16 protein-coding genes and 1 riboswitch are annotated in these 22,045 nt (G+C 45.1%); of the genes, 4 read left to right on the top strand and 12 right to left on the bottom strand.

Annotated features, from left to right (window positions below):
• Positions 1 to 58 precede the first annotated feature (58 nt).
• From PQG66_RS05040 to PQG66_RS04995, 10 genes are all read right to left on the bottom strand, one after another.
• The gene (locus PQG66_RS05040) at positions 59 to 2,374 is read right to left on the bottom strand and encodes a beta-galactosidase (RefSeq protein WP_272035755.1); all 2,316 of its coding nucleotides are present in this window, start codon (positions 2,372 to 2,374) and stop codon (positions 59 to 61) included.
• 69 nt (positions 2,375 to 2,443) lie between these two features.
• Entirely contained in the window at positions 2,444 to 5,794 is a 3,351-nt protein-coding gene (locus PQG66_RS05035) for a DUF5107 domain-containing protein (RefSeq protein ID WP_272035754.1), read from the bottom strand.
• Between the two features lie 247 nt (positions 5,795 to 6,041).
• The gene (gene treR / locus PQG66_RS05030; protein WP_272035752.1) at positions 6,042 to 6,752 is read right to left on the bottom strand and encodes a trehalose operon repressor; all 711 of its coding nucleotides are present in this window, start codon (positions 6,750 to 6,752) and stop codon (positions 6,042 to 6,044) included.
• 389 nt (positions 6,753 to 7,141) lie between these two features.
• A complete protein-coding gene (locus tag PQG66_RS05025; RefSeq protein ID WP_272035749.1) occupies positions 7,142 to 8,164 on the bottom strand; it encodes an SDR family oxidoreductase in 1,023 nt (340 codons plus the stop codon).
• Between the two features lie 122 nt (positions 8,165 to 8,286).
• Complete coding sequence (locus PQG66_RS05020) at positions 8,287 to 8,712, bottom strand: cupredoxin domain-containing protein (RefSeq protein WP_272035747.1); 426 nt, start codon at positions 8,710 to 8,712, stop codon at positions 8,287 to 8,289.
• Positions 8,713 to 8,967: 255 nt separating this feature from the next.
• Positions 8,968 to 9,924, bottom strand: a complete 957-nt coding sequence (locus PQG66_RS05015) for an EamA family transporter (protein WP_272035745.1) — start codon at positions 9,922 to 9,924, stop codon at positions 8,968 to 8,970.
• Between the two features lie 107 nt (positions 9,925 to 10,031).
• Positions 10,032 to 10,140, bottom strand: a riboswitch (purine riboswitch).
• A 61-nt stretch (positions 10,141 to 10,201) separates the two neighbouring features.
• The gene (locus PQG66_RS05010) at positions 10,202 to 12,439 is read right to left on the bottom strand and encodes a DEAD/DEAH box helicase (protein WP_272035743.1); all 2,238 of its coding nucleotides are present in this window, start codon (positions 12,437 to 12,439) and stop codon (positions 10,202 to 10,204) included.
• Positions 12,436 to 13,782, bottom strand: coding sequence for an ATP-binding protein (locus tag PQG66_RS05005; protein WP_272036497.1), 1,347 nt, complete (start codon positions 13,780 to 13,782; stop codon positions 12,436 to 12,438). The genes PQG66_RS05010 and PQG66_RS05005 overlap by 4 nt, the downstream gene beginning before the upstream one ends.
• A 51-nt stretch (positions 13,783 to 13,833) precedes the next feature.
• On the bottom strand, positions 13,834 to 15,414 hold the full coding sequence (locus PQG66_RS05000; protein WP_272035741.1) for a TerB N-terminal domain-containing protein: 1,581 nt from the start codon (positions 15,412 to 15,414) through the stop codon (positions 13,834 to 13,836).
• 256 nt (positions 15,415 to 15,670) lie between these two features.
• Positions 15,671 to 16,267: a biliverdin-producing heme oxygenase gene (locus PQG66_RS04995; RefSeq protein WP_272035740.1), complete on the bottom strand. Its 597-nt coding sequence runs from the start codon at positions 16,265 to 16,267 to the stop codon at positions 15,671 to 15,673.
• Positions 16,268 to 16,548: 281 nt separating this feature from the next.
• Here PQG66_RS04995 and PQG66_RS04990 point away from each other — a divergent pair, with 281 nt between their 5' ends.
• From PQG66_RS04990 to PQG66_RS04975, 4 genes are all read left to right on the top strand, one after another.
• Complete coding sequence (locus PQG66_RS04990; RefSeq protein ID WP_272035738.1) at positions 16,549 to 17,373, top strand: Nif3-like dinuclear metal center hexameric protein; 825 nt, start codon at positions 16,549 to 16,551, stop codon at positions 17,371 to 17,373.
• 218 nt (positions 17,374 to 17,591) lie between these two features.
• The gene (locus PQG66_RS04985) at positions 17,592 to 18,017 is read left to right on the top strand and encodes a DMT family transporter (RefSeq protein ID WP_272035736.1); all 426 of its coding nucleotides are present in this window, start codon (positions 17,592 to 17,594) and stop codon (positions 18,015 to 18,017) included.
• Positions 18,018 to 18,062: 45 nt separating this feature from the next.
• Complete coding sequence (locus PQG66_RS04980) at positions 18,063 to 18,761, top strand: Crp/Fnr family transcriptional regulator (RefSeq protein WP_272035734.1); 699 nt, start codon at positions 18,063 to 18,065, stop codon at positions 18,759 to 18,761.
• Between the two features lie 18 nt (positions 18,762 to 18,779).
• The gene (locus tag PQG66_RS04975; RefSeq protein ID WP_272036495.1) at positions 18,780 to 19,274 is read left to right on the top strand and encodes a DMT family transporter; all 495 of its coding nucleotides are present in this window, start codon (positions 18,780 to 18,782) and stop codon (positions 19,272 to 19,274) included.
• A gap of 95 nt (positions 19,275 to 19,369) precedes the next feature.
• Here the strand turns inward: PQG66_RS04975 and PQG66_RS04970 are convergent, their stop codons facing one another.
• Together PQG66_RS04970 and cysI are read right to left on the bottom strand one after the other, a co-directional pair.
• Positions 19,370 to 20,089: a YebC/PmpR family DNA-binding transcriptional regulator gene (locus PQG66_RS04970; RefSeq protein WP_272036493.1), complete on the bottom strand. Its 720-nt coding sequence runs from the start codon at positions 20,087 to 20,089 to the stop codon at positions 19,370 to 19,372.
• 188 nt (positions 20,090 to 20,277) lie between these two features.
• Positions 20,278 to 21,999, bottom strand: coding sequence for an assimilatory sulfite reductase (NADPH) hemoprotein subunit (cysI, locus tag PQG66_RS04965; RefSeq protein WP_272035732.1), 1,722 nt, complete (start codon positions 21,997 to 21,999; stop codon positions 20,278 to 20,280).
• Positions 22,000 to 22,045: the final 46 nt, after the last annotated feature.

The raw sequence follows: 22,045 nt of genomic DNA, 5'->3' as shown, positions 1-22,045 counted from the left end.
AGTTTATCATCTTTGTTTTGTTTTGAAAACAAAAGATTTTAAAAACAAACAAATAAATTCAAAAGAAAACCATTAAGGCAACTCGGTAGTGTGGGATAATGGAGATCTGTTGGAACCTGCCCACTTCTATTCCCTGGAATCGCTCCACATATGCCTGATTCACAAAATGTTCTGTCGTCCCTTTACGAAGAGGTGTTATTAATAGCCGCAGATCATGATCAACCAACAGATGTCGAGATTGCTTTAATCCGATTTTCCACGGTTCCCCGTACTGGATATGATCGGTTAATAACTGCTGATGAATATAAGCCGCTGCAACATCCCCATCGTAGTCGATCTCGACAAACAGGTCATTCACCTGTTCAGGCCAACACATACCTATTTTTAAAGTAGCTGCATTCTCTTTGGGATATTCCACTTGCATAAGCGGCTCATAGAGCGGTAGTTGTAGAGTATAGGTAACGAACAGCGGATGCCCTGACTTGTTTAACGTTGCAAATTCGGGAGCTCTAACACTCTTAGGTGGAGGATAGAACGATACCTCGAACTCATTGTGCTGAACGGAAGTACATACCAACTGCTCATTGTGAACATATAGATGACTCGGGCTGATCACTAATCTTTTTTCTCCATCTAATTCAAAAAGGTACGATTGTAACGCTTCCTCTCGTGTCAGCGTCAACAAGCAAATCACGGTTCCATCCATCATGGTCACACGGAGATTATGTTGTTTTCCAGCCTTCGGATGAAGCACATACATCCCGTCCTGCTCCTGGATTTTGTCTTCGTTCTGGTACACTTCGCTAATACCTGCCGCATCAATTACATATTCCGGCACCATCCCTTCATGGGCATAAAATACGGCTGTAAGTTCTTCATCGACCGTAAATCTGGTTAGCGGCTGAACCGTGGCACTTATGAGTTTCATCTCACCTACACTTAGATGAAAAGGCAAGATCATTGCCTTACCAGGTTTCACTTGAATCGTTCCACATTGGGGAAGTTTCACATCACCTTGAGGTGTTACAAGTTCAAGTTGTACATCACGCGCTGGCATATCTACGTGATCCTGATAATTATTGATAAAGACAAATCCTGACCCTGCTCTCTGCCGGACAGCCCAGCGGACATCCGATATATTTTCCGGTGTAATGGACAACTGTTCCTCGCCAATAACAGTTCCCATCGGAGCTAATAGCTCACCATATGCATCCAGGAACATTGCCAAACTACGGATTCGATCATACGATTCCCCGATACGACCAAACTCCCCAAGAGGCGCTTGGTAATCATACGTAATTCGGGGTAGCCCACGTTCGTTAAAATACGTATGTTGGCCTATTGGATTGGAACCTCCATGATACATGTAGTACCCCACCAGATTGCTGCCATTAGCTAGCTTAACCACGGTCATTGCCTCCACACTATCTGCATCGACCACAGGACGAGCTTGGTAGCTGACTTGCATACCACCAGCAAGTTCACAATAGGCTGCTGGGTATTCCAGGCTGTCATAATCCAATTCTTCCATAGGATTTTTGTGTAAGTCTCGGAACAGATACTCCCTGCTTGGAGGTTGGTTCGGAATCCATGGAGTATATGCATATCCGGCGAGCATTGGCAGCGTACCCTGTTCAGGGACTGCTGCTCTGCCCCATGCGGTGGCTGTATAAAACATCGGATTCATACCTGCTTTTATCGCAATATGACGAAGTCGATCCATATGTTCTTTACCATCACGTCCCGAAGAGATGTATTTATCCTGGGAATAACCCCATACGTCCAGAGGTGCACCTGCATGCATATATTCATTCTCAAGCTGTATAGCGATGATCGGCCCCCCCTCTTGATAGAAACAACCTTGAATCTGACGTGCAATCTCCCGGTATAGCCGCTCCGCGTAGTACAAATAACCTTCATCATTGGATCGGACCTCGAAAGCGTAGTTAAATAGCCAATCAGGTAACCCGCCATTACGTACTTCACCGTGACAGAACGGACCGATCCGAACAATTAACGCCAGCTGATGTTTACCACATAGATCCACAAAATGCCGCAAGTTCAATTGCCCTGACCAATTAAACACTCCCTCTTTTTCCTCATGGAAGTTCCAAAATACATAGGATGCCACAATGTTCACACCCCCTGCTTTCATCTTCAACAATTCTTCCTCCCACTGAAGATAGGCAAATCTGGAGAAGTGAAATTCCCCAACGACAGGAATATGTGGTTTATCGTTATGCGTCATATAAAAACTGGTGAAATCGTACGATTCTCCCCGAGTATTGGAGCCTCCATAGCCCTTCATGCGTCCCGGACGAATCCGTTTATCAATGGCGTCCAGTGTAAAGTGAATCTTTGTGTTATCTTTCATAGAACTTGATCAACTCTTTCTTTGGTAGAATGAAAAGATTGAACGATGTTTCGATCGACGCACTTGAATTCAGAACCCTTTTGCTTGAAGCAGGAAAGCCTGCTGATGATTTTTATTATTTTCCAGCACTCGTTGCAACTCTTGGGAAGCTTCTTGTGTCTTACCTAGTCCGAGAAGTCCTAATGCCCGCATGTAATGACAATGCTCTCGATTTCGCTGATCCAGATCATCGTCAAATACGAGAAAATCCGGCAAGGATACAGCAAAATAATCGATCTGTATGTGGTCATGAAAATGTTGATCAGCATAATCAATCAGTTTGTTAAACCGCTTGTTCGCTTCTTCCGTATGGTTAAGCTTCTGCCAGGCAAGTCCTTGAAAGTAAATTCCTTCTGGGGGCTGGTCGTTATAAAACATCGCACTAGCAGGTTCATCCAGACCGATTGATGCCTTACGGAAACTCTCCTCAGCAGCAGCAGTCTGTTGCAACTGTTCATATGCACAACCAAGCGCATAATATATGGCATTGTCAGCACTGCCTTCCAGCTTACCTTCTCCGAGATTCTCTGGAAACCTCAGCGCCTGAAGCAACAGTTTAACAGCGTCCTCTGTCTGACCCTCTCTAAGTTTTTCCTTTGCAGGCTCCAACAGAGCCGTAACGTACTGCCCAGTAACTTTGCCTTCCCCACCCTCCCAAGGGTGAAATTGTCTCGATTGAAGTGCGGTGTATGCCTCCTGATGATAACTTAGCATGTTCAATAACGTTATCCATTCGATATATAGATCATCCCGCTGTTCTACGAGTTGCATCTGAGCTTCCAGTCGGCGCAAACGTTCTTCTGGAGAGCACCCCATCTTCTTCTCCAGTTGATCCAGCTCATAAAATACACGCGCATCCTGCGGATCTAATCGGAAGGCTTCCTTCATTGATTCCAAAGCCTGAACAGGCCGCCGTAACTTGTTGTAATAAGCCAGACCTAAATTGCGATGAACTGTAGGAAAGAACGGGTCTAGTTTACTTGATCTCTCCCAATGATATATCGCATCCTCGTATCGTTTGTGATCGTAGAACCAGTTGCCCACATAATAATGAGCGCGTGCATCGTCCGGGTCAGCATCAAGGGCATCCAGAAGAATCATCAGTTCGAATGGAGTGTTCGGAAAACAATACGGGGTCCCAGCAACGTTCGCCTGCTTCTGACGCGTGATGGCCTGTTCCTGCTGACTCAACTGCCGATGCAGGTATGCCTGAGCATATCTAAGCATAGGGTACGGTTCAGCCAGCTGTGCATCTATAATAGCAAGCACATTCAATGCTTCCTCCCACATGCCGCTCTCCGTATAATCTGCTGCCAAGTGCAAGTAATTGTGGACGTCTCCCCGCATAATCCGCATAAAATAGTCCCTTGCCTGTGTGGACTGCTGCGAATCAGTAAGATCATTATGAGATAATAACATCCATTCATAAGCTGAACCGTATTCCACCGGGTCCAAATCCAACGTTTCACGTGCACATGAACTCGCCAGGGAGTAACGCTTCAATTTACGGAGCAGCGCTGTTTTCAAGTGACGTGCTTTATAATTTCTACTATTCCGAATCAGTGCAGATTCAACATGTTCAAGAGCTTCTGCATACATATGCCGGCCAGTATCAATCTGAGCGAGAGTATAATATCCGACATCCTGATATTGCGCAGACCAGACGGCTTTATATAATGCATCATAGGCCTCTTTCAGCCTCCCTTGCAGTTTCAGACATAGACCAAGCTGATAGTAAGCTTCACTATCATAGGGATTCGTATTTTTCCACGTAAGTGACTGAACTGCCTGATTGAAATGGGGTTCCGCCTCCTGATATTGTCCCCTGCGAAGTAGTAATGTCCCGTATGCTATATTTAGGCGAATATCGGCAGGTTCGCGTCGCATTCCTTCCAAGTAATACGATTCAGGTTCATAGGTAGCGTGCCGGTACTGCTCCAGGTGAAGTCCTGCCAAGTAAAGTTGTTCGATGCTGCTGATCTGGGAGGGTAGAGGCAGGGGCTCCGCAGGATCAGGAATGTCTTGATTACTGGGCGGTTCCGGCTGATACTCCACAAGCACCCTTCCTTCTCTCGTCCGAACACTGAGTTTGATATCATGCCACGGCTCCTGTCCCTCCCAAGGGAATGAGACTGTGTAAGAACGTGCTGGTGAGACATCACTTATGTCTTCAAAATAAGTCGCCACAGCACCCTTAACATCGATGGACAAATCCTCATAGTTGGATGTTGTATAGATTCGGATGTTAATCATGCCTGTTAGATCATCAAGTTCAAGATTAATTGCTGCATCTATGGACGCATTTTTCACCATACCTACGTCTTTATAGGGCATGAAATACTGCGTAAAACACTTCGTTTCATAGGGCTGAAGCCAAGTGAAATCAGGCTGGTTATCGGTAAAGACGCCCGTCATCAGTTCAATATAAGGTCCATCTTCGTCCGTCAACTGCCTCTCCCAGGCTTTCCCGAAATCCCCATTGCCCCATGTCCATTGCTTCTTGCCTGGAGAGATGTGATGATTAGCAACATGCAACATTCCCGCCTGTGCCCGGTGATCGTATCCGCCTACGAAATTGTATTCCGATTTATACGCCATATAGGATGTAGGGACAGGAATATTGTTGTACCTCGAAATGTCTACGCCTCTGGAATAATCCGTTTTATAATATGTACCCGTCGCCATTGGAAAACCGGAAACATCCCTTTTTCCATGATCCAGCACTGCCGTTACATCTGGTGGAAACACCGATTGACTATCTTCGTTAACGGCCAACGCTGGATTCGCCCACCATAGAAACGTCTGAGGTTCATTGGTACGATTGAAGACTTGTGCTTTGATTTCCAAATAGGCTTTGCCCGGATGCAAAGTAAACCCGGCTGTCATCTTGGTGCCATACATCCGATCAATTTCGCCTACCCATACCGTCGCGCTTCCATCTTCATTGTTTGAGTACGTGCAATCCACGGGACCATATGTGTTGGGCCGATGGTGCTGCGGCCAGTTGAATTCGATTCCCCCAGCGATCCATGGACCTGCAAGTCCAACTAGGGAGGGTTTGATGACACGGTTGTAATAGACGAAATCATATTGATTCGTTAGATCCAGCGCACGGTAGATTCGACCTCCAAGTTCTGGCATCATCTCAATCCGAACATATTCGTTTTCTAGAATAATCAAACGATACGTTTGCAGCTTCGCTTCATTTTCAATACGGTCAATGACAGGATAAGGATACACCTTGCCAGAGCTGCCCTGATAGATTCGTTTTTCCAAAAACATTGGATTCTTATCGGGTTGACCTGTGCCGTATGTTGGAATCTCTCTATTCTCTTCCCATATGCGAACTTTCGCGTCCCGGCTAACTTCCTTCAAATGCACTCACTCCTTGCCTCGTAATATGATGATCATACGCGGAGGTGAAGCAGAGTAACATTGACATTAAAAGGTTCTTGATGGACGATCTTCGGATTACGTATGCTTTGCTGCATGACAAAAAGAGCACTCCAGTCACAATAGGTATGCGTGACCGAGTACTCTTGTCATTTAGTTGCTGGTTGTTGAGTGTTGGATTTTGTTTGTTGATTAGTGGTTCCTGATTCTAACTCACCTTACTCATTTCATTCACTTATTTCCGTCTTGCAAAATCCACAAAGATAAACTTGTCTGGTCGATGCCGTGATTCCGTGTACTGAAACTGGCTAGTATCTTCCAGATAGACCTGGCTTCTCACGACAACTACATTATGAAATCCTTCAAGATCTAACAAGTGTCGATCCTCGTCTGTAGGCTCCTCCACCAAAATTTCCTTCTTGGCGTATGATATGGAGAGTCCAAGCTTCTGTTCAACATACTCATAGATGGAATCTTGACAGATTTCTCTGTTCAGGCCTGGAATTAATCGCTGACTGATATAGTCCTTATCCAGAATAACATGTTCACCATCCACTTTGCGGACTCGGTTAATCTGCCATAGCTGTTCATTCAGACCAAAGCTTGTTTTTTGGCTCAACGTCTGATCTACGACTTGTTCTTCAAACAGCTTCACAACCGTTTGTGCGCGGTGTCCCATTTTCTGTGCCAATTCTTTGAAACTGATTAGACCGGACACGGGAAAGTCAATTTTACGTATGTCCAATACAATCGAACCCTTGCCTTGAATCTTCTGAATATAACCTTCTTCATACAGCATTTTCAGTGCTTTCCGGATCGTTTCTCTGGAGGTTTGATACCGCTCTGAAAGATCCAGTTCAGATTGTAACAGTGAACCTGCCTCAATGTCTCCACTCCGAATACGTCCAGCAATATCTTCATATATTCGGATAAATTTATTATTCATTTTTCATCACCATAGCTCATTACCCTTTTTCATCATATTGGCTTCCTATAATAGATTGAACTATACATATTACAAGAATACTTTGAAGTGTTCCTGTCCTATCCGATTCGGTGCATACAACTAGTCCAATTCATATATAGTATCATTAAACCAATTCATAGTGAATCTATGCTTAAACAAACAATTAAGAACGATGAACCCAGCACGTGTTGCGTTTTCAATATCTGCTCTCCTTTCTGTGGACACAAAAAGGAGGCTTCACAACTAAGGAACAATGTCCTGAGTTGGGAGACCTCCCCTACTGTTTCATTTTTTATAGAATATAATGATTTAAAGGAAGAATGTAACTAGATGGTATGCCACTACTTACAATGGGTAATTTTTCCAATCTACTTTCCATCCCTGATTTTAATTAATGCCTCGTCCAAGGTGTTTATAACTCTATCGCACCATTCATCAAACTCTGGATCTTCAATCTGTAGTTCGGGATGCTCCAAAATATGATGAATCGTACTTCGAATTCCTTGATCTGCCCTAGTCGTTGCAACAAAGTCAGGAACCAACCGTTTCAGTTTGCTGTTGTCAAAAACAACTGTATTGGCTTTGTCTCCAAGCAGGCCACCTCTGAAATCCAGACTACTGCTGGCTGCCAAAAATTCTGACGGTACATGTACCGCTTGCAACTTGACCCCAAGCACATCTGCAATAATCTCATGAATCTGATTCCATGTAACAGATTCATCCGATGTGATATGTACAGCTTCACCGATGGCATGAAGGTTGCCCATGAGCCCGATAAAGCCCTTGGCAAAATCGGTATTGTGTGTGATTGTCCATAACGAGGTACCGTCACCGTGAATGATGACCGGTTTATTTTCAAGCATGCGCTTAAGTACCTGCCAGCTTCCTTTCTCGCCATGTACCCCAAGCGGTACGGAACGATTACCATAGGTATGGCTTGGACGAACAATGGTTACGGGGAATCCCTCTTCCCTATATAGTTTCATTAAATAATCTTCACATGCAATTTTGTTACGAGAGTATTCCCAATATGGATTAGATAATGGAGTTCCTTCCGTGATTCTGTAATCGGACAGCGGTGTCTGATATGCGGATGCCGAGCTTATAAAAATGAACTGTTTCGTCTTACCTTTGAACAAACGATAATCTCTCTCCAACTGTGACGGTACAAAAGCAATAAAGTCTGCAACAACATCAAATTCCAGATCGGCGATCAGCTCGGATACCCGGTTCTCGTCATTAATGTCTGCTTGAAGGACCCTGACTTGTGCAGGCAACTCTTCGTTATGGTTACCACGATTAATCAAATAAAGTTCACAATCCTGCTTCGCGAGCATCTCCGTAATCGCCGTGCTTATGGTGCCTGTCCCTCCAATAAAAAGCGCTTTCATGTTTGCACCTCCAGATCATTTTTGCTTCCCCGTTCATGATATCATGCCATAGAAAAAGGAGCAAAGTTCGAAAGATTGAACTCAGCTCCTTCAGGATATTGTATTCTTATCTATAGACAATCCTAGACAACTTTAATGGTACCGTAGATCATGTACATTCCGCAGTGAATTTCGTATTCACCTGGTGCAATGTTCGGATCAACGGTGTAGTAGTTATCTCCCTTTTGCATATACAGATCCATGCCCATCTTCTCTGCAGCGACTGATTTGACGTGTGTCACGCTTCGGGTCAAATTGAAATTAATTTTCGTAGGCACTCCAGATTTCACCTCAATGACATTAGGCTCGAACCCATCGTTGCTCACATTAACATTAATGACCTCATATCCTTGCAAATCCTCCGGTGTTTCAACTTGTGCAGTTACTGCGTTGCCTGATCCCGGGGATACATCTTTACCCATAAAATAAACAAAAAATCCTCCAAGCAGAGCAACTACAGCCACGCCCAAAGTTAAGAAAGGCCACATTTTTTTAAACCAGCTGTTCATATAAACACTCCTCATTCCGATGTCCATCTTCGTCTTTGAATGGATGGCTCTATAATACAAGCATACCTGATTCTCAGCTTAATGAAAATGACCCCTCTGGGCTATTCCTTAGCTATTCCTGACTAAACTGTGAACACAATGAGAAAAGCCTGATCTCTCAGGCTTCATAACATATAAGTTATAGCTATAGAAAACTACATAAGTCTAACTGTCGAAAAAACATGGAACGCATTCATCCATCCTCGCGTCATGCGATCAGGAATATGAGGGTGTGCTCTGACTTCGTCTTTGCCGCAATTTGTATAGCTCAGGCAGAGCAACACCAATCAATACGATCACTACCCCCATCCATTGTAAACCGCTGACATGCTCATGCAGCACAATAGAGGATAACAACACGGCGATCGGAAGCTCGATCGCACCTAAAATACCTGCCATATCTCCACCGATATGAGGCACGCCGATGGCAAATAGAACTGGTGGGATAAATGCGCCGAAGAATCCAAGCAAGGCACCAAAGACAAGAAGCTGACTCCATAGTAGACCGGTAAACAAGAATGTTGGCGGGAACAAAATACATAGAAGGATCAATCCGCCCGTTACCATCCAGGCACTTCGAAAAGCTGGATGTGCATTAGGTACGGCTTTACCGCTAAATAGTACAAACAAAGAATAACTAACCGCAGCCATTAAACCTAGAGCGATACCTAATCCGCTGAATTCATTAAGTCCCTGTTCTAAGAAACCGGCTGCGAGCAATGTTCCGCCAAACAAAATAATCAAGGTCAGGAACATAATCTTATTCGGACGCTGCCTTTTACCTATTGCCTGAATCAATACGCTAATCCATGTGAATTGAAAGAGCAGAATAATCGCAAGTGATGCCGGAATGTAACGTAAGGATTGATAATAAACCAGACCTGTAATAACGGTTGGCGTTCCAGCCGCCATCAGTATCAAACGTTGCTTCCAGGTCAAACGTGTAAACATTTTGGAAACGGATTCAGATTTGCCATGATTATGATTCCCTGATCTCCGTTTAGCTCTGAATTTAGTATATAGTGCCAGCATCCAAGATAAAATAAAACCAATGATGAGCTGTGTACCCACAACCTCACCAAGTTGGTATCCTTGACCATAAGCTAGTACAACAATTGTCGATAGAATGCCGTAACTCATCGCTCCTGCAAGGACAGACAAATAATACTTCATGATGTAAAAAACCTCCTGATGATTAATAATTATGTCCCGATCTGGGTCCATTCTAGGTCACAACCACGTATCTAAAATGCAAAAAATCCCAACTCCGAACCAGGAATAACCGAATTCCTTGGCATCGTAGTTGAGAAGTATAGGCTTCTCGTAGAGACCCTCGCCCTGTGTACTTTTGGCTTGCGAGGTTATACGAATTAAAAGTATGCAATTTAAATATCGTTTATGTGTGGCGACTTTTCATATATTACATGGGGGGTGAGATAGTGTCAACCCTCTATTCTTTTCCATTCGAATACAGAGTATTATCCTTGCCTGTCTCCCACTCCAATGTTTGCTGAAGCCCTGATTTCAACCCTTCCAAGTCCAGTCCATCCATCGAAAAAGCTTCCCGAACCAATGTCGGTGCCACAAACTCGTCATATTTACCAAGATAAGGCGCCTCATCCTCGGCAAGGAGCGCAGATGCATGCTGAGCCATCCGACACTCACTCATCATCTCAGCTAACAAGGTTCGTTCGTCAGCTTTACCAGACACCACGAAGTAATAAGGCTCCATGGGTACAACCGAACGTAATGCCAGCTTGTCTGACAAATTATGTTTCATCAATCGCTCCAAGGTTCGGAAGGCTTTGCTTCCCACCCAAGGTAATACATACATGGAATCTCCACCGGCAGGAATCACAATCTGCTTGAGCAATCCGCTCTCTCGGGCCAGACGACGTGCACGCTCCAACCGATTAACAGCTTGTGGTGACAGGTACGGGTAGATCACCGATTCGGAAAGCACTTCACGCATTTTCTGCACAACGGCTGTATGAATATCTCCTCCTGCCCCAAGCCACAGCGTATCGACTTTGCCTTTTGCAGACTTCACGTACACAGCCTTATGCTTGTGATCCACTTCTTCAACCTTCCACAACTTACCTGCCAGGGAGAAACAATAACCTGGTGGCGGGACGGTGGTTATAGAGCCGATCTCTTCTGAGCCATTCAACACTTTATGTTCTTCATCATCCTTAAACACCGCATAGAAGCGGTAGTTGTTTACAATCTTCTCACCCGTCAGTCCAATAATGAGCGTCCGTTCTTCCGTCCATTGCAGATGGTCCGTTTCAATCAGATAATTCAGGAAAACTCGATACTGGTCAGGTGTAATCTCTGAAAAAGGCGCCAATGTAAGAATGGCATCTGCAAGTTCTCTTGGCTCCGCTTCACCCATGCTTTTCAGCATGCTCATGGTCTGATGATAGAGTACGCCGATAGGCATTTTGCGGGCCTCCAGCGGCTCTACCCATTTGGTTTTAACATACAACTCGATGACTGCTATCGCACGCATTAACGTCCATGGCATACGGGCAGGTAACTGTGCTTCCTCATCCTCTTCCTCAGGGCATACAAAAAGCATCTCCGATGCCATATCATCACGTCTGCCCGAACGCCCAAGACGTTGAACGAAACTTGAAGCACTGTAAGGTGCGCCGAGCTGCACAACCCGCTCCAATTCTCCAAGATCAATGCCGAGCTCAAGAGTAACCGTTGCCGCAGCGACGGCAGGACCTGAACCCGTTCGCAGAGCTGCTTCCGTCTCTTCTCTCAGCATGGCCGAAATGCTTCCATGGTGCACATGAAACACATCACGCTCCTGTCTGCGCGCCGCAACTCGGCGCATCTCCAGAATCGTAACTTCGGCATCGGTGCGGCTGTTCGTGAAAATAAGTGCTTTTTTACGATGAGTGCTCTCATAAATAAAGTCGTAATAGGCTTTACGTGCATGATGAAGTTGCTCCGCTTGTTCCTCGTTCTGTGCATCCGGGAATGAAAAATGCTCCACCCGCAGTCGCAGCTTGCGCCCGCCCGGTGAAGAAACCACATCCACACCTTGACTTGTTCCCGCTGCAAGCCATGCTGTTGCTGCATCATAATCGCTGAGCGTCGCCGATAGTCCGACTCTTCGAGGAACACAGCCAGCCATACGTTCGATCCGTGCAAGCTGGCTCAGAACTTGAATGCCCCGATCTGCTCCCATAAACGCATGAACCTCATCAATAATGACATAACGTAAATCATGAAAAAGTGCAGGGATTGCATTGGGCCTGTTCATCAACAACCCTTCCAGCGATTCGGGCGTAATCTGCAGCACACCTGACGGATGTTTCATCAGCTTGGTTTTCTCAGCCTGCGGCACATCGCCATGCCAATGCCAGACCGGAATATTGCCTTCGGACAACAAGTCTTTAAGACGTTCAAATTGATCATTAATTAGTGCTTTCAGCGGTCCAATATAGAGAATACCTACCGACTTGGCTGGCTGATCATACAGTTCGGTCAACGCAGGAAAAAACGCAGCCTCCGTCTTGCCTGAGGCCGTCCCCGCTGCAATTAGCATATGGTGTGGGGTGTGAAAGCAAATGTTACATGCTTCGATCTGGGCAGGCCTCAGCGATTCCCATCTCTTTTTATAAATAAATTCTTGTACAAATGGGGCCAGCCTATAAAATGGATTGTCACTCATAATTCAAACTCCGCCAGGAAATCATCCAGCTCATCGGAGTCCTGGTTGGAACCAGCTGCACGATCAGCAGATCCAGCCCCCTGCGCTCCACGCTCACCGAGCAGCTGCTCGTAAGTAACCTCGGTATTTTGATGCAAGGTATGCAGCACATCCATGAAGTCACGCACCACTTCTCGTGTTGTCAGAAGCTCATCGGCTCCCAAACGATTGACAGCCATTTGCATAAAATCAACTAATTGTTCATCGCTCAAGCTTGGCGTATATCCAAAATGAAGCGCATGGATCTGACGCAGTTTTTGCAGCAAAATCAAAATCTCTTCATGCGACAGCATCGCCAGCTTCAAAATTGGCCCGGTATAATTCGCATATCCACTCGCTGCATAACGACCGTCAATAAGTCTGGAGCGAAGCGCTTCATAGCTGTATAGTCCCCGACGTTCATCCTCCACAAACTGAGGAGTTCCTCCGACAAAAACACCCAGATGTTCCGCCTTCCCCTGCATGGTGTCGTTAAACATGGTCAGCAACTTCTCATAGTTGCTTTGGCGTGAGACGCTATTTGTAATTTTGTACAGATTCACCGCTTCGTCGATAAAGAGCAGAAGTCCTTTGTACCCGATGCGTGCTGTAAACTCAGACCACAATTTGAAATAGTCATACCAGTTATCATCATTAATAATGACGCCGACGGACAGTTCTTTTTTCGCCTCCGTTTTGGTTGCATACTCCCCCCGAAGCCAGCGAAGTGCTGACTGCTTCAGATTATCATCCGCAAGTTTGTAACCATTCCAGTAAGACGCGAGCACTTTAGCAAAATCAAAACCGTGTACCAGATTCTGCATCTCACCTGTCACTTTGTAAATCTCCTTCTCTACTTCTAGCGATATAGCGGGGTCATCCGGACGCATATTGGAGTTCTTGATGATCGTTTGCTGTATTCCTGCGATCCATTTTTGCAAAATAGGCTCCAGTGCCCCGCCATCCGGCCGTGTTCTTGTGGATAATCGTGTCATCAGTTCACGATACGTGGCTTGGCCTTGTCCTTTCGTTCCCACCAGTCTGCGCTCTGGGGAAAGGTCTGCATCCGCAACAACAAATTCACGATCCATCGCATAGTTACGAATCATTTGTAAAAGAAAGCTTTTACCACTACCATATCTACCTGTAATCAACTTAAAAGCAGCACCGCCTTCAGCGATGTTATCCAAATCCCGGAGAATCGCCTCCACCTCTGGCTTTCGCCCTACAGCAATCTGCTCCAGACCGATTCGCGGAACGACCCCTGCTGTTAATGAATTCACAATCGCAGTGGTCAATCGCTTAGGGATTTTAAGTTCATTCATTGTAACTTCTCTTGTATGTGCTTCAGTCACTTTATGCTCTGTCATAACACATCACCTCTTCACATGTTCAAATATGTCTATATATTCAGGAACGATCCGATCACCATCAATCAACAGATCTCCAACAGTTTCCATGGCTACATCATTAATTTCGTCCAGCAAAAGTGCAGGCATTGTTCCTGTTTCATTCGCTATTCGGTTCAAATCTTCATCTGGTTGGTCACCCAGCAGAGCGTGAATAGCCACTACATGACGGGCCTCCAGTTGTTCAGCAAATTCCCGCCATTCTTCCTGCAGTCCAGCTGCCGCAGCCTCGTCCCATTGCAACTGAGCATTCGGATTGGCTACATCGTCTGTTCGATTCGTTTGATTTCGATCATATTCATCTCTATTGGATACAATAACAATAGAATTTACTTCTACTTCGTCTTCTACATCCTCTTCTATTTCAGCTTCTATTTTCACTTCGGCTTCAACAGAGTTCGGTGCTGTATTTTCTTCTTCAATGGTGAGTGCCATACGCACATACTCGCTATCCTGCTGCAATGAAGCCAGCTTGGCCGTATCAATATGAATGACTGGCTTAGTTACGTTTTCTTTCTGTTCCAAAGCATAGATTTTCTCAAGATAACGTTCAATCACACCAGCCAGCTCTGGTTCTAGCGTTTTACCGCGGAGACGACCTCGAACTCCGAGCAGTTCACGAAGTTTATTTTCCGTACAGCGATAAATTCGTGTTAACCTCTGTACAAAATCTGCATGCATTCCGATTGGAAAATATGCAAACGAAACGGACCTGCCATATAAGGATTCGTCATACACCGCTTTACGAAAAAGGGTGCGTTCCACGATCTCCTCAGTTTCCGGTTTCAGTTCTGGCAGGAGCCCCTCTTGTCCGATCCGCTTCAGATATGAATCTGCCACTGCCATAACTTTGGGGATATACCGTTCCATGATTTCTTTGCCGCCATCCCGGTAAAAGGTGTTCAGTGTAATATCATAATCATAATATCTTTGCAGCAGATCCAGTGTGAGATCAGCAGCATTCCCCTGTAATATCCGTTGTAACTCCTTGTCCATGAACGGTGCAGGCAAATAACCACCGGAGAGCTGCATCACGTCATGAAGTAACGAATGAAGGTTATGGACAAGAATATAATCAACCATCCATTCCTGCATGTATACGTTCAATTGAGGAAGTCGCTCGCGGTAGTTCAACCACAATCGTTTTAATTGGTCATACCCCTCCTGAGGGTGTTGCCAACCGATGCCGTTAATCAATTCGTAGATATGAACAAACAGATACGAGAGATCAACATCCAGGTATGTCTCCTGACGCACTTCCGTTCTCCAGTACAAATACCATTTCAGCTGCGCATCATTCATCACTCCATAGGTCGGCCAGTAACTCATAAATGGAACAGGCGCTGCCCATTCTCCCGTCATTTCTGCCAGACTCACGGCTTCCTCCACAAACCTTTTCTCCGAAGACAACACAGTTCCCTGTGATACAGGTGATCGCCGACCTTTCTCCATTAAGGATGAACGATCGGGTATTCGAATGCGTGTCGTCTCGGTCTCTTCACTCAGATCAATCTCTATAAATTCTAGCTGTTCAGAATCATCCCTCATCGGAATAAAATGTACCCCTTCCATAACAAAATACGAACACGTGTATCCATATGGATCATTATAACACTTGTCCAGGTTCTGTGGGCGGCAAAGTGACACTTTCTTTCAACACAAAAAGAAGGCATAACTGCCTTCTTTTTATTCAATCTATTTTCCTCTGATATTCGGTAATGTACCGTTCATATTATGCTAATTCCTTGCCGCGACCCTGGATCAGTTATAGACCTGAACACCAGTGATTCGGGATGTATTTGCTTTAATCAGATCCGTTAATCCAGTGGTCCAGCAACCGGAATGTCTCTGAGGCAGTATCGACCATAATATCATGATCTTGCTGTGTATTTATGGACTTTTGCAACATTTGCATAAACTCGCTCCATCGAGTACGCGTCTCCGTACCGTATGCGTTGAAATATTGCAGCCCATGATCCGCATCAATTGGCAGAAATTGAGACAAACGTTTCGTCATAATTTGCCCGCCATTGGTCGAACCTTCAATAACATAGAGATATCCAAATAGTCCTGCAGACGTAGAAATATCAGGTAACTGGTCGCAAAGTGGTATCTGCTCGATGTGCTCTCTGCTTAATCCAAGGTCCATCAGATCCTGCTCTAATAAATTTGCCTTGCCCCTAACAGCGATATCCAGTCCTGTTTTTTCCCAAAAAGGCAGCTTTACCGCTTGATCCTCCAACGGTTTTAGGAAACCGTAGAATTTTTTCAAATACGCTATATACTGATCCATCGTTATGGTTTTATCCATAATTGCTTTCGCATAAGGATTCTGTTCCACTTGTCTATGGTAATGTGCCGTCTCACTTTTCAGACGTTCCATAATATTTGCTGCTGTCAAGTCGTTATCCCCTTTCGTATGATCAAGCTCGTCCTATACGATGTCTGTTTATTATCACTAATGAAAACCTTTTATATGGGTGTACATTTTATCCTACCAGAAAACACCATGAATTCACCAGAGCTAATCACAGATATGTGATAAGCCAACATCATTAGTACAGTCACATTGCTCTCTATTTCATATAGACATAGGTGATGAAGTATGGTCTGCCTTGATGGTTTTTAAGCTTAGACATGGTAAACTAACACTAAATGCTTAGACTCAGGGGGAAACATTGGATGAAATTCAAGGACTTGACCGAATTCAAAAACCTGAAAGTGCAAGATATTATCCACCATCTTCGTCATGGTGTAACGTTACCAGAACATACTGTGGATCAACTGATTACTGGTTCCATGGACCAGGTCGTGACTGGGATTGTTATTGCTTTTATGCCCACACAATATGTCATTGAACAGGCCGTTCAGCTAGGAGCTAATCTGATTATTGCTCATGAATCTCCTTTCTATAACCATCACAGTGCGACCGATTGGCTTGAGAATGACCCGATATATACATATAAAAGAAATTTGATTGATCGAAAAGGCATTGCCATATTCCGGTGCCATGATATCATACATCGTTTCGAGCCGGATGGCATCACTGACGGTCTGATCCAGAGCCTGGGATGGAACACGTACGTGAGTCAACGTACAGCAGAAGCAGATGTGATTACCTTTGCAGAGGGAGTCAGCGTTCGATCTATCACTGAGAAGTTGAAAGAACAGCTTGGTCTGGAATATGTTCGATTCGCGGGCGATATGGAGACGGTGTGCAGACGTGTAGCTGTTCTAGTCGGATTCCGGGGTAACGGCAACAATACTATTCCTCTTGTCCAGAACGAGCAAGTTGATCTGATTATTGCCGGAGAGGGATTCGAATGGGAGACGCCTGAGTACATTCGCGACGCCGTACAACAAGGCCATTCCAAGGCGCTCATCATGATTGGTCATGCCGAGAGTGAGAGTCCAGGAATGGAATTTCTTACACATCGATTGGCCGAATTTTTCAGGGGGATTCCCGTTCGTTATGTGAAGGAACAACCTGTATTTAGAGTACTTTGATGTTGCATTAGAGTGCTTTGGCTGTACATATGAAGCGACCTCGAACGGATAACACTTTTCTTCACCAATTGGGAAGACTATATCTAGGTTTCACCCGATCTTAACGTAAGCCACATGTGATGAAATTTCTTGCTCAGGACATTTGTCCTTGGCAATAATGGTAGTTTTATCATTTAATAGAGGTCGAAGTCATGGAATAAAGGAGCTGCAATAGAAGTATGCGAGGAATTATTTTTGCTCTACTAGGTGGAGCCTGCATTACACTACAAGGGGTTGCCAACACTCGAATCAGTACAGACATAGGCACATGGCAAGCCGCGACGATCACGCAATTAACCGGATTTATACTCGCAGCGCTTATTCTAGTGTTTGTACGAGATGCCAATCTTCAGGGAATTAAGCAAGTAAAACCAATGTATCTTGCTGGCGGGGCGTTTGGTGCTGTTATTATATTCAGCGAAGTCACTGCGATTCAGCAGATTGGTGTGACCTTTACGATCTCGGCCCTGCTGATTGCACAATTGTGTTTAACCTTTTTGATCGACAGCAATGGATGGTTCGGGGTGCTTAAACAAAAGATGAAATTGCCGCAATTTCTAGGCATTGCCCTCATGATCGCTGGCGTTATTATTATGAAGCTGTAGCTTTCAGTGTAATTTCGAAAGAACGAACGCAGAGGTGAGAACCACATGGAAGAGATTCATAATACTCAGCAGATGATGCATTACTTGGAAAAGTACCAACTCGAGAAGGTCTTTCATGAGAACCTGCGTCCACATATGACATTATGTCTGTTTGAAAAATGTGAGCTGATCTGCCGAGAAGGCGAAGCTTCTGAATACTTATATGTACTGGTTGAGGGGAAAATTAAAATCTTCACCACCTCTCCTCAGGATAAAACACTGGTACTCTGTTTCAAAACACCGCTTGAAGTGGTCGGAGACATCGAGTATGTTCGCGAAAGTCATACCGTTAACACGGTTCAGGCGGTCTCCCCTGTTATGATGATTCGCATTCATTACCGCTGGCTCACTGAGCTGGCCAGTGACTATGCGCCTTTGCTAAAATTTTTGCTACAAATTATCTCACACAAATTCTATATTGATTCGAACTTTTCCAATTTTAATCTGATGTATCCGGTGGAAGTTCGTTTAGCCAGCTATTTGCTCTCCATCTCAACTGATGAGGGTGGCACAGTCATGCATGAGGAGCTGGATGCCTTTAATCTGACGGACATTGCCAATCTGATCGGTACCAGTTATCGCCATTTAAACCGAGTCATCCAGAAACTATGTTCAGATGGTTATATCGAGCGTCACCAGGGATTGCTGCGTATTACCAATCGCGAAGGACTTCGGAACATCGCTGAATACAATATATATGAATAAGGAGTTAAGACTCACATGATAATTACAGGTATTTTACTCGCGCTGCTGGCTGGTTCACTCGTGAGTCTGCAAACGATTTTCAATAGTAAAGTCAATGAACGCACAGGCTCGTGGTCCACGACAACCATGGTGCTGTTTACCGGATTCATCGCTTCATTTCTAATCTCCCTGCTGGTTGAAGGTACCAACACATTTAGCTTTCAGGACATGAAACCCTGGTATTGGCTGAGCGGAGCAATTGGGGTCGGTGTCGTCTTCTGTCTTGTTCAGGGGATGAAGCTGCTCGGTCCAACCTATGCGATCTCCATCGTGTTGACGTCTCAGTTGAGTTTTGCTCTATTGTTTGATTCCATGGGCTGGCTCGGTCTGGAACAAATTCCGTTCTCATGGAACCAGCTTTTGGGGGTACTTGTCATTGTTGGCGGTATCATTCTTTTCAAGTTTGGCGGATTGAACAAAGATACATCTGAATCATCAGACAAGTCACCACGCAGCACACCTAGCCAACCATAAAAACCACAAAAAAGAGTGTCTATTCAATCCCGATCGATTGTTTAGACACTCTTTTACATTTTAATAATCAAGAATAACAAAAAGCTTATTCTCGGTTACTCTGCAAACTCCACGTTGTGGTACACCTGCTGCACATCTTCGAGATCTTCGAGCGCGTCGATCAGTTTCTCGAATTGAACTTGTGCATCCGCAGGCAGTTCAATGTGGTTTTGCGCCAGCATCGTCAGCTCGGCAACCGTGAACTCAGTCACTCCAGCAGCTTTGAATGCTTCCTGAACGGCATGGAATTGGTCTGGCTCTGCGTATACGATGACTGTATCGTCTTCGTCCACGATATCACGTACATCCACATCTGCTTCCAGCATAATTTCCAGTACTTCTTCCGCATTTTTACCTTCAACACCGATTACGGCTGTAGGATCAAACATGTAAGCTACGGAGCCACTGACACCCATGTTGCCACCGTTTTTGTTGAATGCCGAGCGGACTTCAGGCGCTGTGCGATTTACGTTATTCGTGAGGGCATCTACGATCACCATAGCACCGTTTGGTCCAAAACCTTCGTAGCGCAGTTCCTCATAGTTTTCATCTCCGCTGCCTTTTGCTTTTTCCATCGCACGGTCAATAATGGCTTTGGGAACATTATACGTTTTGGCACGTTCCAAAACGACCTTGAGCGCACGGTTTGCTTCCGGGTCCGGTTCGCCCTTCTTCGCTGCTACATAGATCTCAACGCCGAATTTGGCGTAGATCCGACTTGTGTTTGCATCTTTCGAAGCTTTCTTTTCCTTAATGTTATTCCACTTACGACCCATATTATTTCCGCTCACTTTCAACATTTAATCTGCTTTCTACTTTGTCATTATATCTTGTTGCGTCTGGTTCAACAAGTTTCTAGCTACGTAAAAATGGGAAAAGTCATTAGATTTATTCTGTCTTAACTCAAACCAATGAGACAAAAAAAGCACTCCATGAAAGGAATGCTTTTTCGTAAACGATGAGCTTAGGCGTGGAACTGTCGTCCATCCAGCACTTCAGGTACATACCCCGCACGAATAACAAAGTCACCGAAATGCTCACCTTCGTTGCGCTCTTTTGCATATTGATTAATCATCGGTGTCAGTATATTCAGAATCTCATCCTCACCGATATTTTCACGGTACAATTTATTCAGACGATGACCTGTAAAGCTACCGCCCAAGTAGAAATTATACTTGCCTGGTGCCTTGCCGATAAAAGCAATCTCTGCAAGCATCGGTCTAGCACACCCATTCGGGCAGCCTGTCATACGAATAACGATCTCTTCGTCTCGCAAACCCGCTTCATCGAGTACAGGCTCCAGTTTATCGATTAATGAAGGCAGATAACGTTCAGACTCAGCCATGGCCAGACCACACGTTGGGAGCGCAACACAAGCCATAGAACTTCGGCGAAGTGCTGAATAGTGAGCCCCATCTGTCAGATTGTATTCCTGCATCAACGCTTCAATCTTTTTCTTTTTCTTGCTACTGATGTTGCCGATAATCAGGTTTTGGTTGGCCGTCAGACGGAAATCACCCGTGTGTATTTTAGCAATTTCACGCAAACCCGTCATAAGCGGGTATCCGTCTACATCTTTTACCCGTCCGTTCTGAATGAACAAGGTGTAGTGCCATTTGCCATCACTGCCCTTCACCCAACCATACCGATCTCCATTATGTTCAAAATGATATGGACGCGCAGCTTCCAAGCTCCAGCCCAGACGGCTGGTTAACTCTTCTGTAAACCATTCGAGTCCGCGATCATCAATGGTATATTTGAACCGCGCATGTTTACGTACCGCACGATCCCCGTAGTCACGCTGGATCATAACAGTTTTCTCAGCAACATCGATCATCTGCTCCGGCGTGCAGAAGCCAATGACTTTGGACACCTGAGGGTACGTCTTCGGATCACCATGAGACATCCCCATTCCTCCACCGACAGATACGTTGAAGCCTTGCAGTTTGCCGTTCTCTACAATCGCGATAAAACCGAGATCCTGTGAAAATACATCCACATCATTGGACGGTGGTACCGCGATACCAATTTTGAACTTACGCGGCAAGTACACTTTGCCGTAGATTGGTTCAACTTCTTCATCCGACTCCTGAGAGTCAATCACTTTCTCCCCATCCAACCACAGCTCATGATAAGCGCGTGTACGAGGGTCCAGATGATTACTTACTTGGCAAGCCCATTCATACACTTCAGCATGCACTTCGGACTGGTATGGATTCGGGTTGCACATCACGTTACGGTTCACGTCTCCGCAAGCGGCCAGTGTACTAAGCAAAGAATCGTTGACCTCACGAATTGTATTTTTGAGATCCCATTTTAATACTCCATGCAATTGAAACGATTGGCGAGTAGTCAGTCGGATAGTCTGATTCGCATATTTATGAGCAACACGATCCATCATCAGCCACTGCTCGGGTGTTACGATACCGCCGGAAGCACGCACCCGCAGCATGAACTGATACGCCGGCTCCAACTTGGATTTGTTACGCTCGTTGCGCAAGTCACGATCATCCTGCATGTAGCTGCCATGATGTTTCATCAGGCGGTTATCATCTTCAGGAATCGAGCCGGTAATCCGATCCGCCAGTGTTTCGGTAAGACTTCCGCGCAGATAATTACTCTTGATCTTAATATCTTCCACATCGCTGTTCGTACGTTGCGGATTAAGTAAATTATTATAAGCCATGCCGCTTTCTCCTCTCGTCTCTGCGGGATATAACCTTTCGGCTCAG

Source organism: Paenibacillus sp. JJ-100, from assembly GCF_948329825.1.
GTDB lineage: Bacteria > Bacillota > Bacilli > Paenibacillales > Paenibacillaceae > Paenibacillus.
This window is presented reverse-complemented; position numbering and strand designations above follow the sequence as displayed.

Coding starts and splice junctions, on each gene's coding strand:
- PQG66_RS05010 (WP_272035743.1), bottom strand. CDS start 12,439: ATGAGTGACAATCCATTTTATAGGCTGGCCCCATTTGTACAAGAATTT.
- PQG66_RS04990 (WP_272035738.1), top strand. CDS start 16,549: ATGAAATTCAAGGACTTGACCGAATTCAAAAACCTGAAAGTGCAAGAT.
- PQG66_RS05000 (WP_272035741.1), bottom strand. CDS start 15,414: ATGAGGGATGATTCTGAACAGCTAGAATTTATAGAGATTGATCTGAGT.
- PQG66_RS04985 (WP_272035736.1), top strand. CDS start 17,592: ATGCGAGGAATTATTTTTGCTCTACTAGGTGGAGCCTGCATTACACTA.
- PQG66_RS05015 (WP_272035745.1), bottom strand. CDS start 9,924: ATGAAGTATTATTTGTCTGTCCTTGCAGGAGCGATGAGTTACGGCATT.
- PQG66_RS04970 (WP_272036493.1), bottom strand. CDS start 20,089: ATGGGTCGTAAGTGGAATAACATTAAGGAAAAGAAAGCTTCGAAAGAT.
- PQG66_RS05040 (WP_272035755.1), bottom strand. CDS start 2,374: ATGAAAGATAACACAAAGATTCACTTTACACTGGACGCCATTGATAAA.
- PQG66_RS05025 (WP_272035749.1), bottom strand. CDS start 8,164: ATGAAAGCGCTTTTTATTGGAGGGACAGGCACCATAAGCACGGCGATT.
- cysI (WP_272035732.1), bottom strand. CDS start 21,999: ATGGCTTATAATAATTTACTTAATCCGCAACGTACGAACAGCGATGTG.
- treR (WP_272035752.1), bottom strand. CDS start 6,752: ATGAATAATAAATTTATCCGAATATATGAAGATATTGCTGGACGTATT.
- PQG66_RS05005 (WP_272036497.1), bottom strand. CDS start 13,782: ATGAATGAACTTAAAATCCCTAAGCGATTGACCACTGCGATTGTGAAT.
- PQG66_RS04980 (WP_272035734.1), top strand. CDS start 18,063: ATGGAAGAGATTCATAATACTCAGCAGATGATGCATTACTTGGAAAAG.
- PQG66_RS05020 (WP_272035747.1), bottom strand. CDS start 8,712: ATGAACAGCTGGTTTAAAAAAATGTGGCCTTTCTTAACTTTGGGCGTG.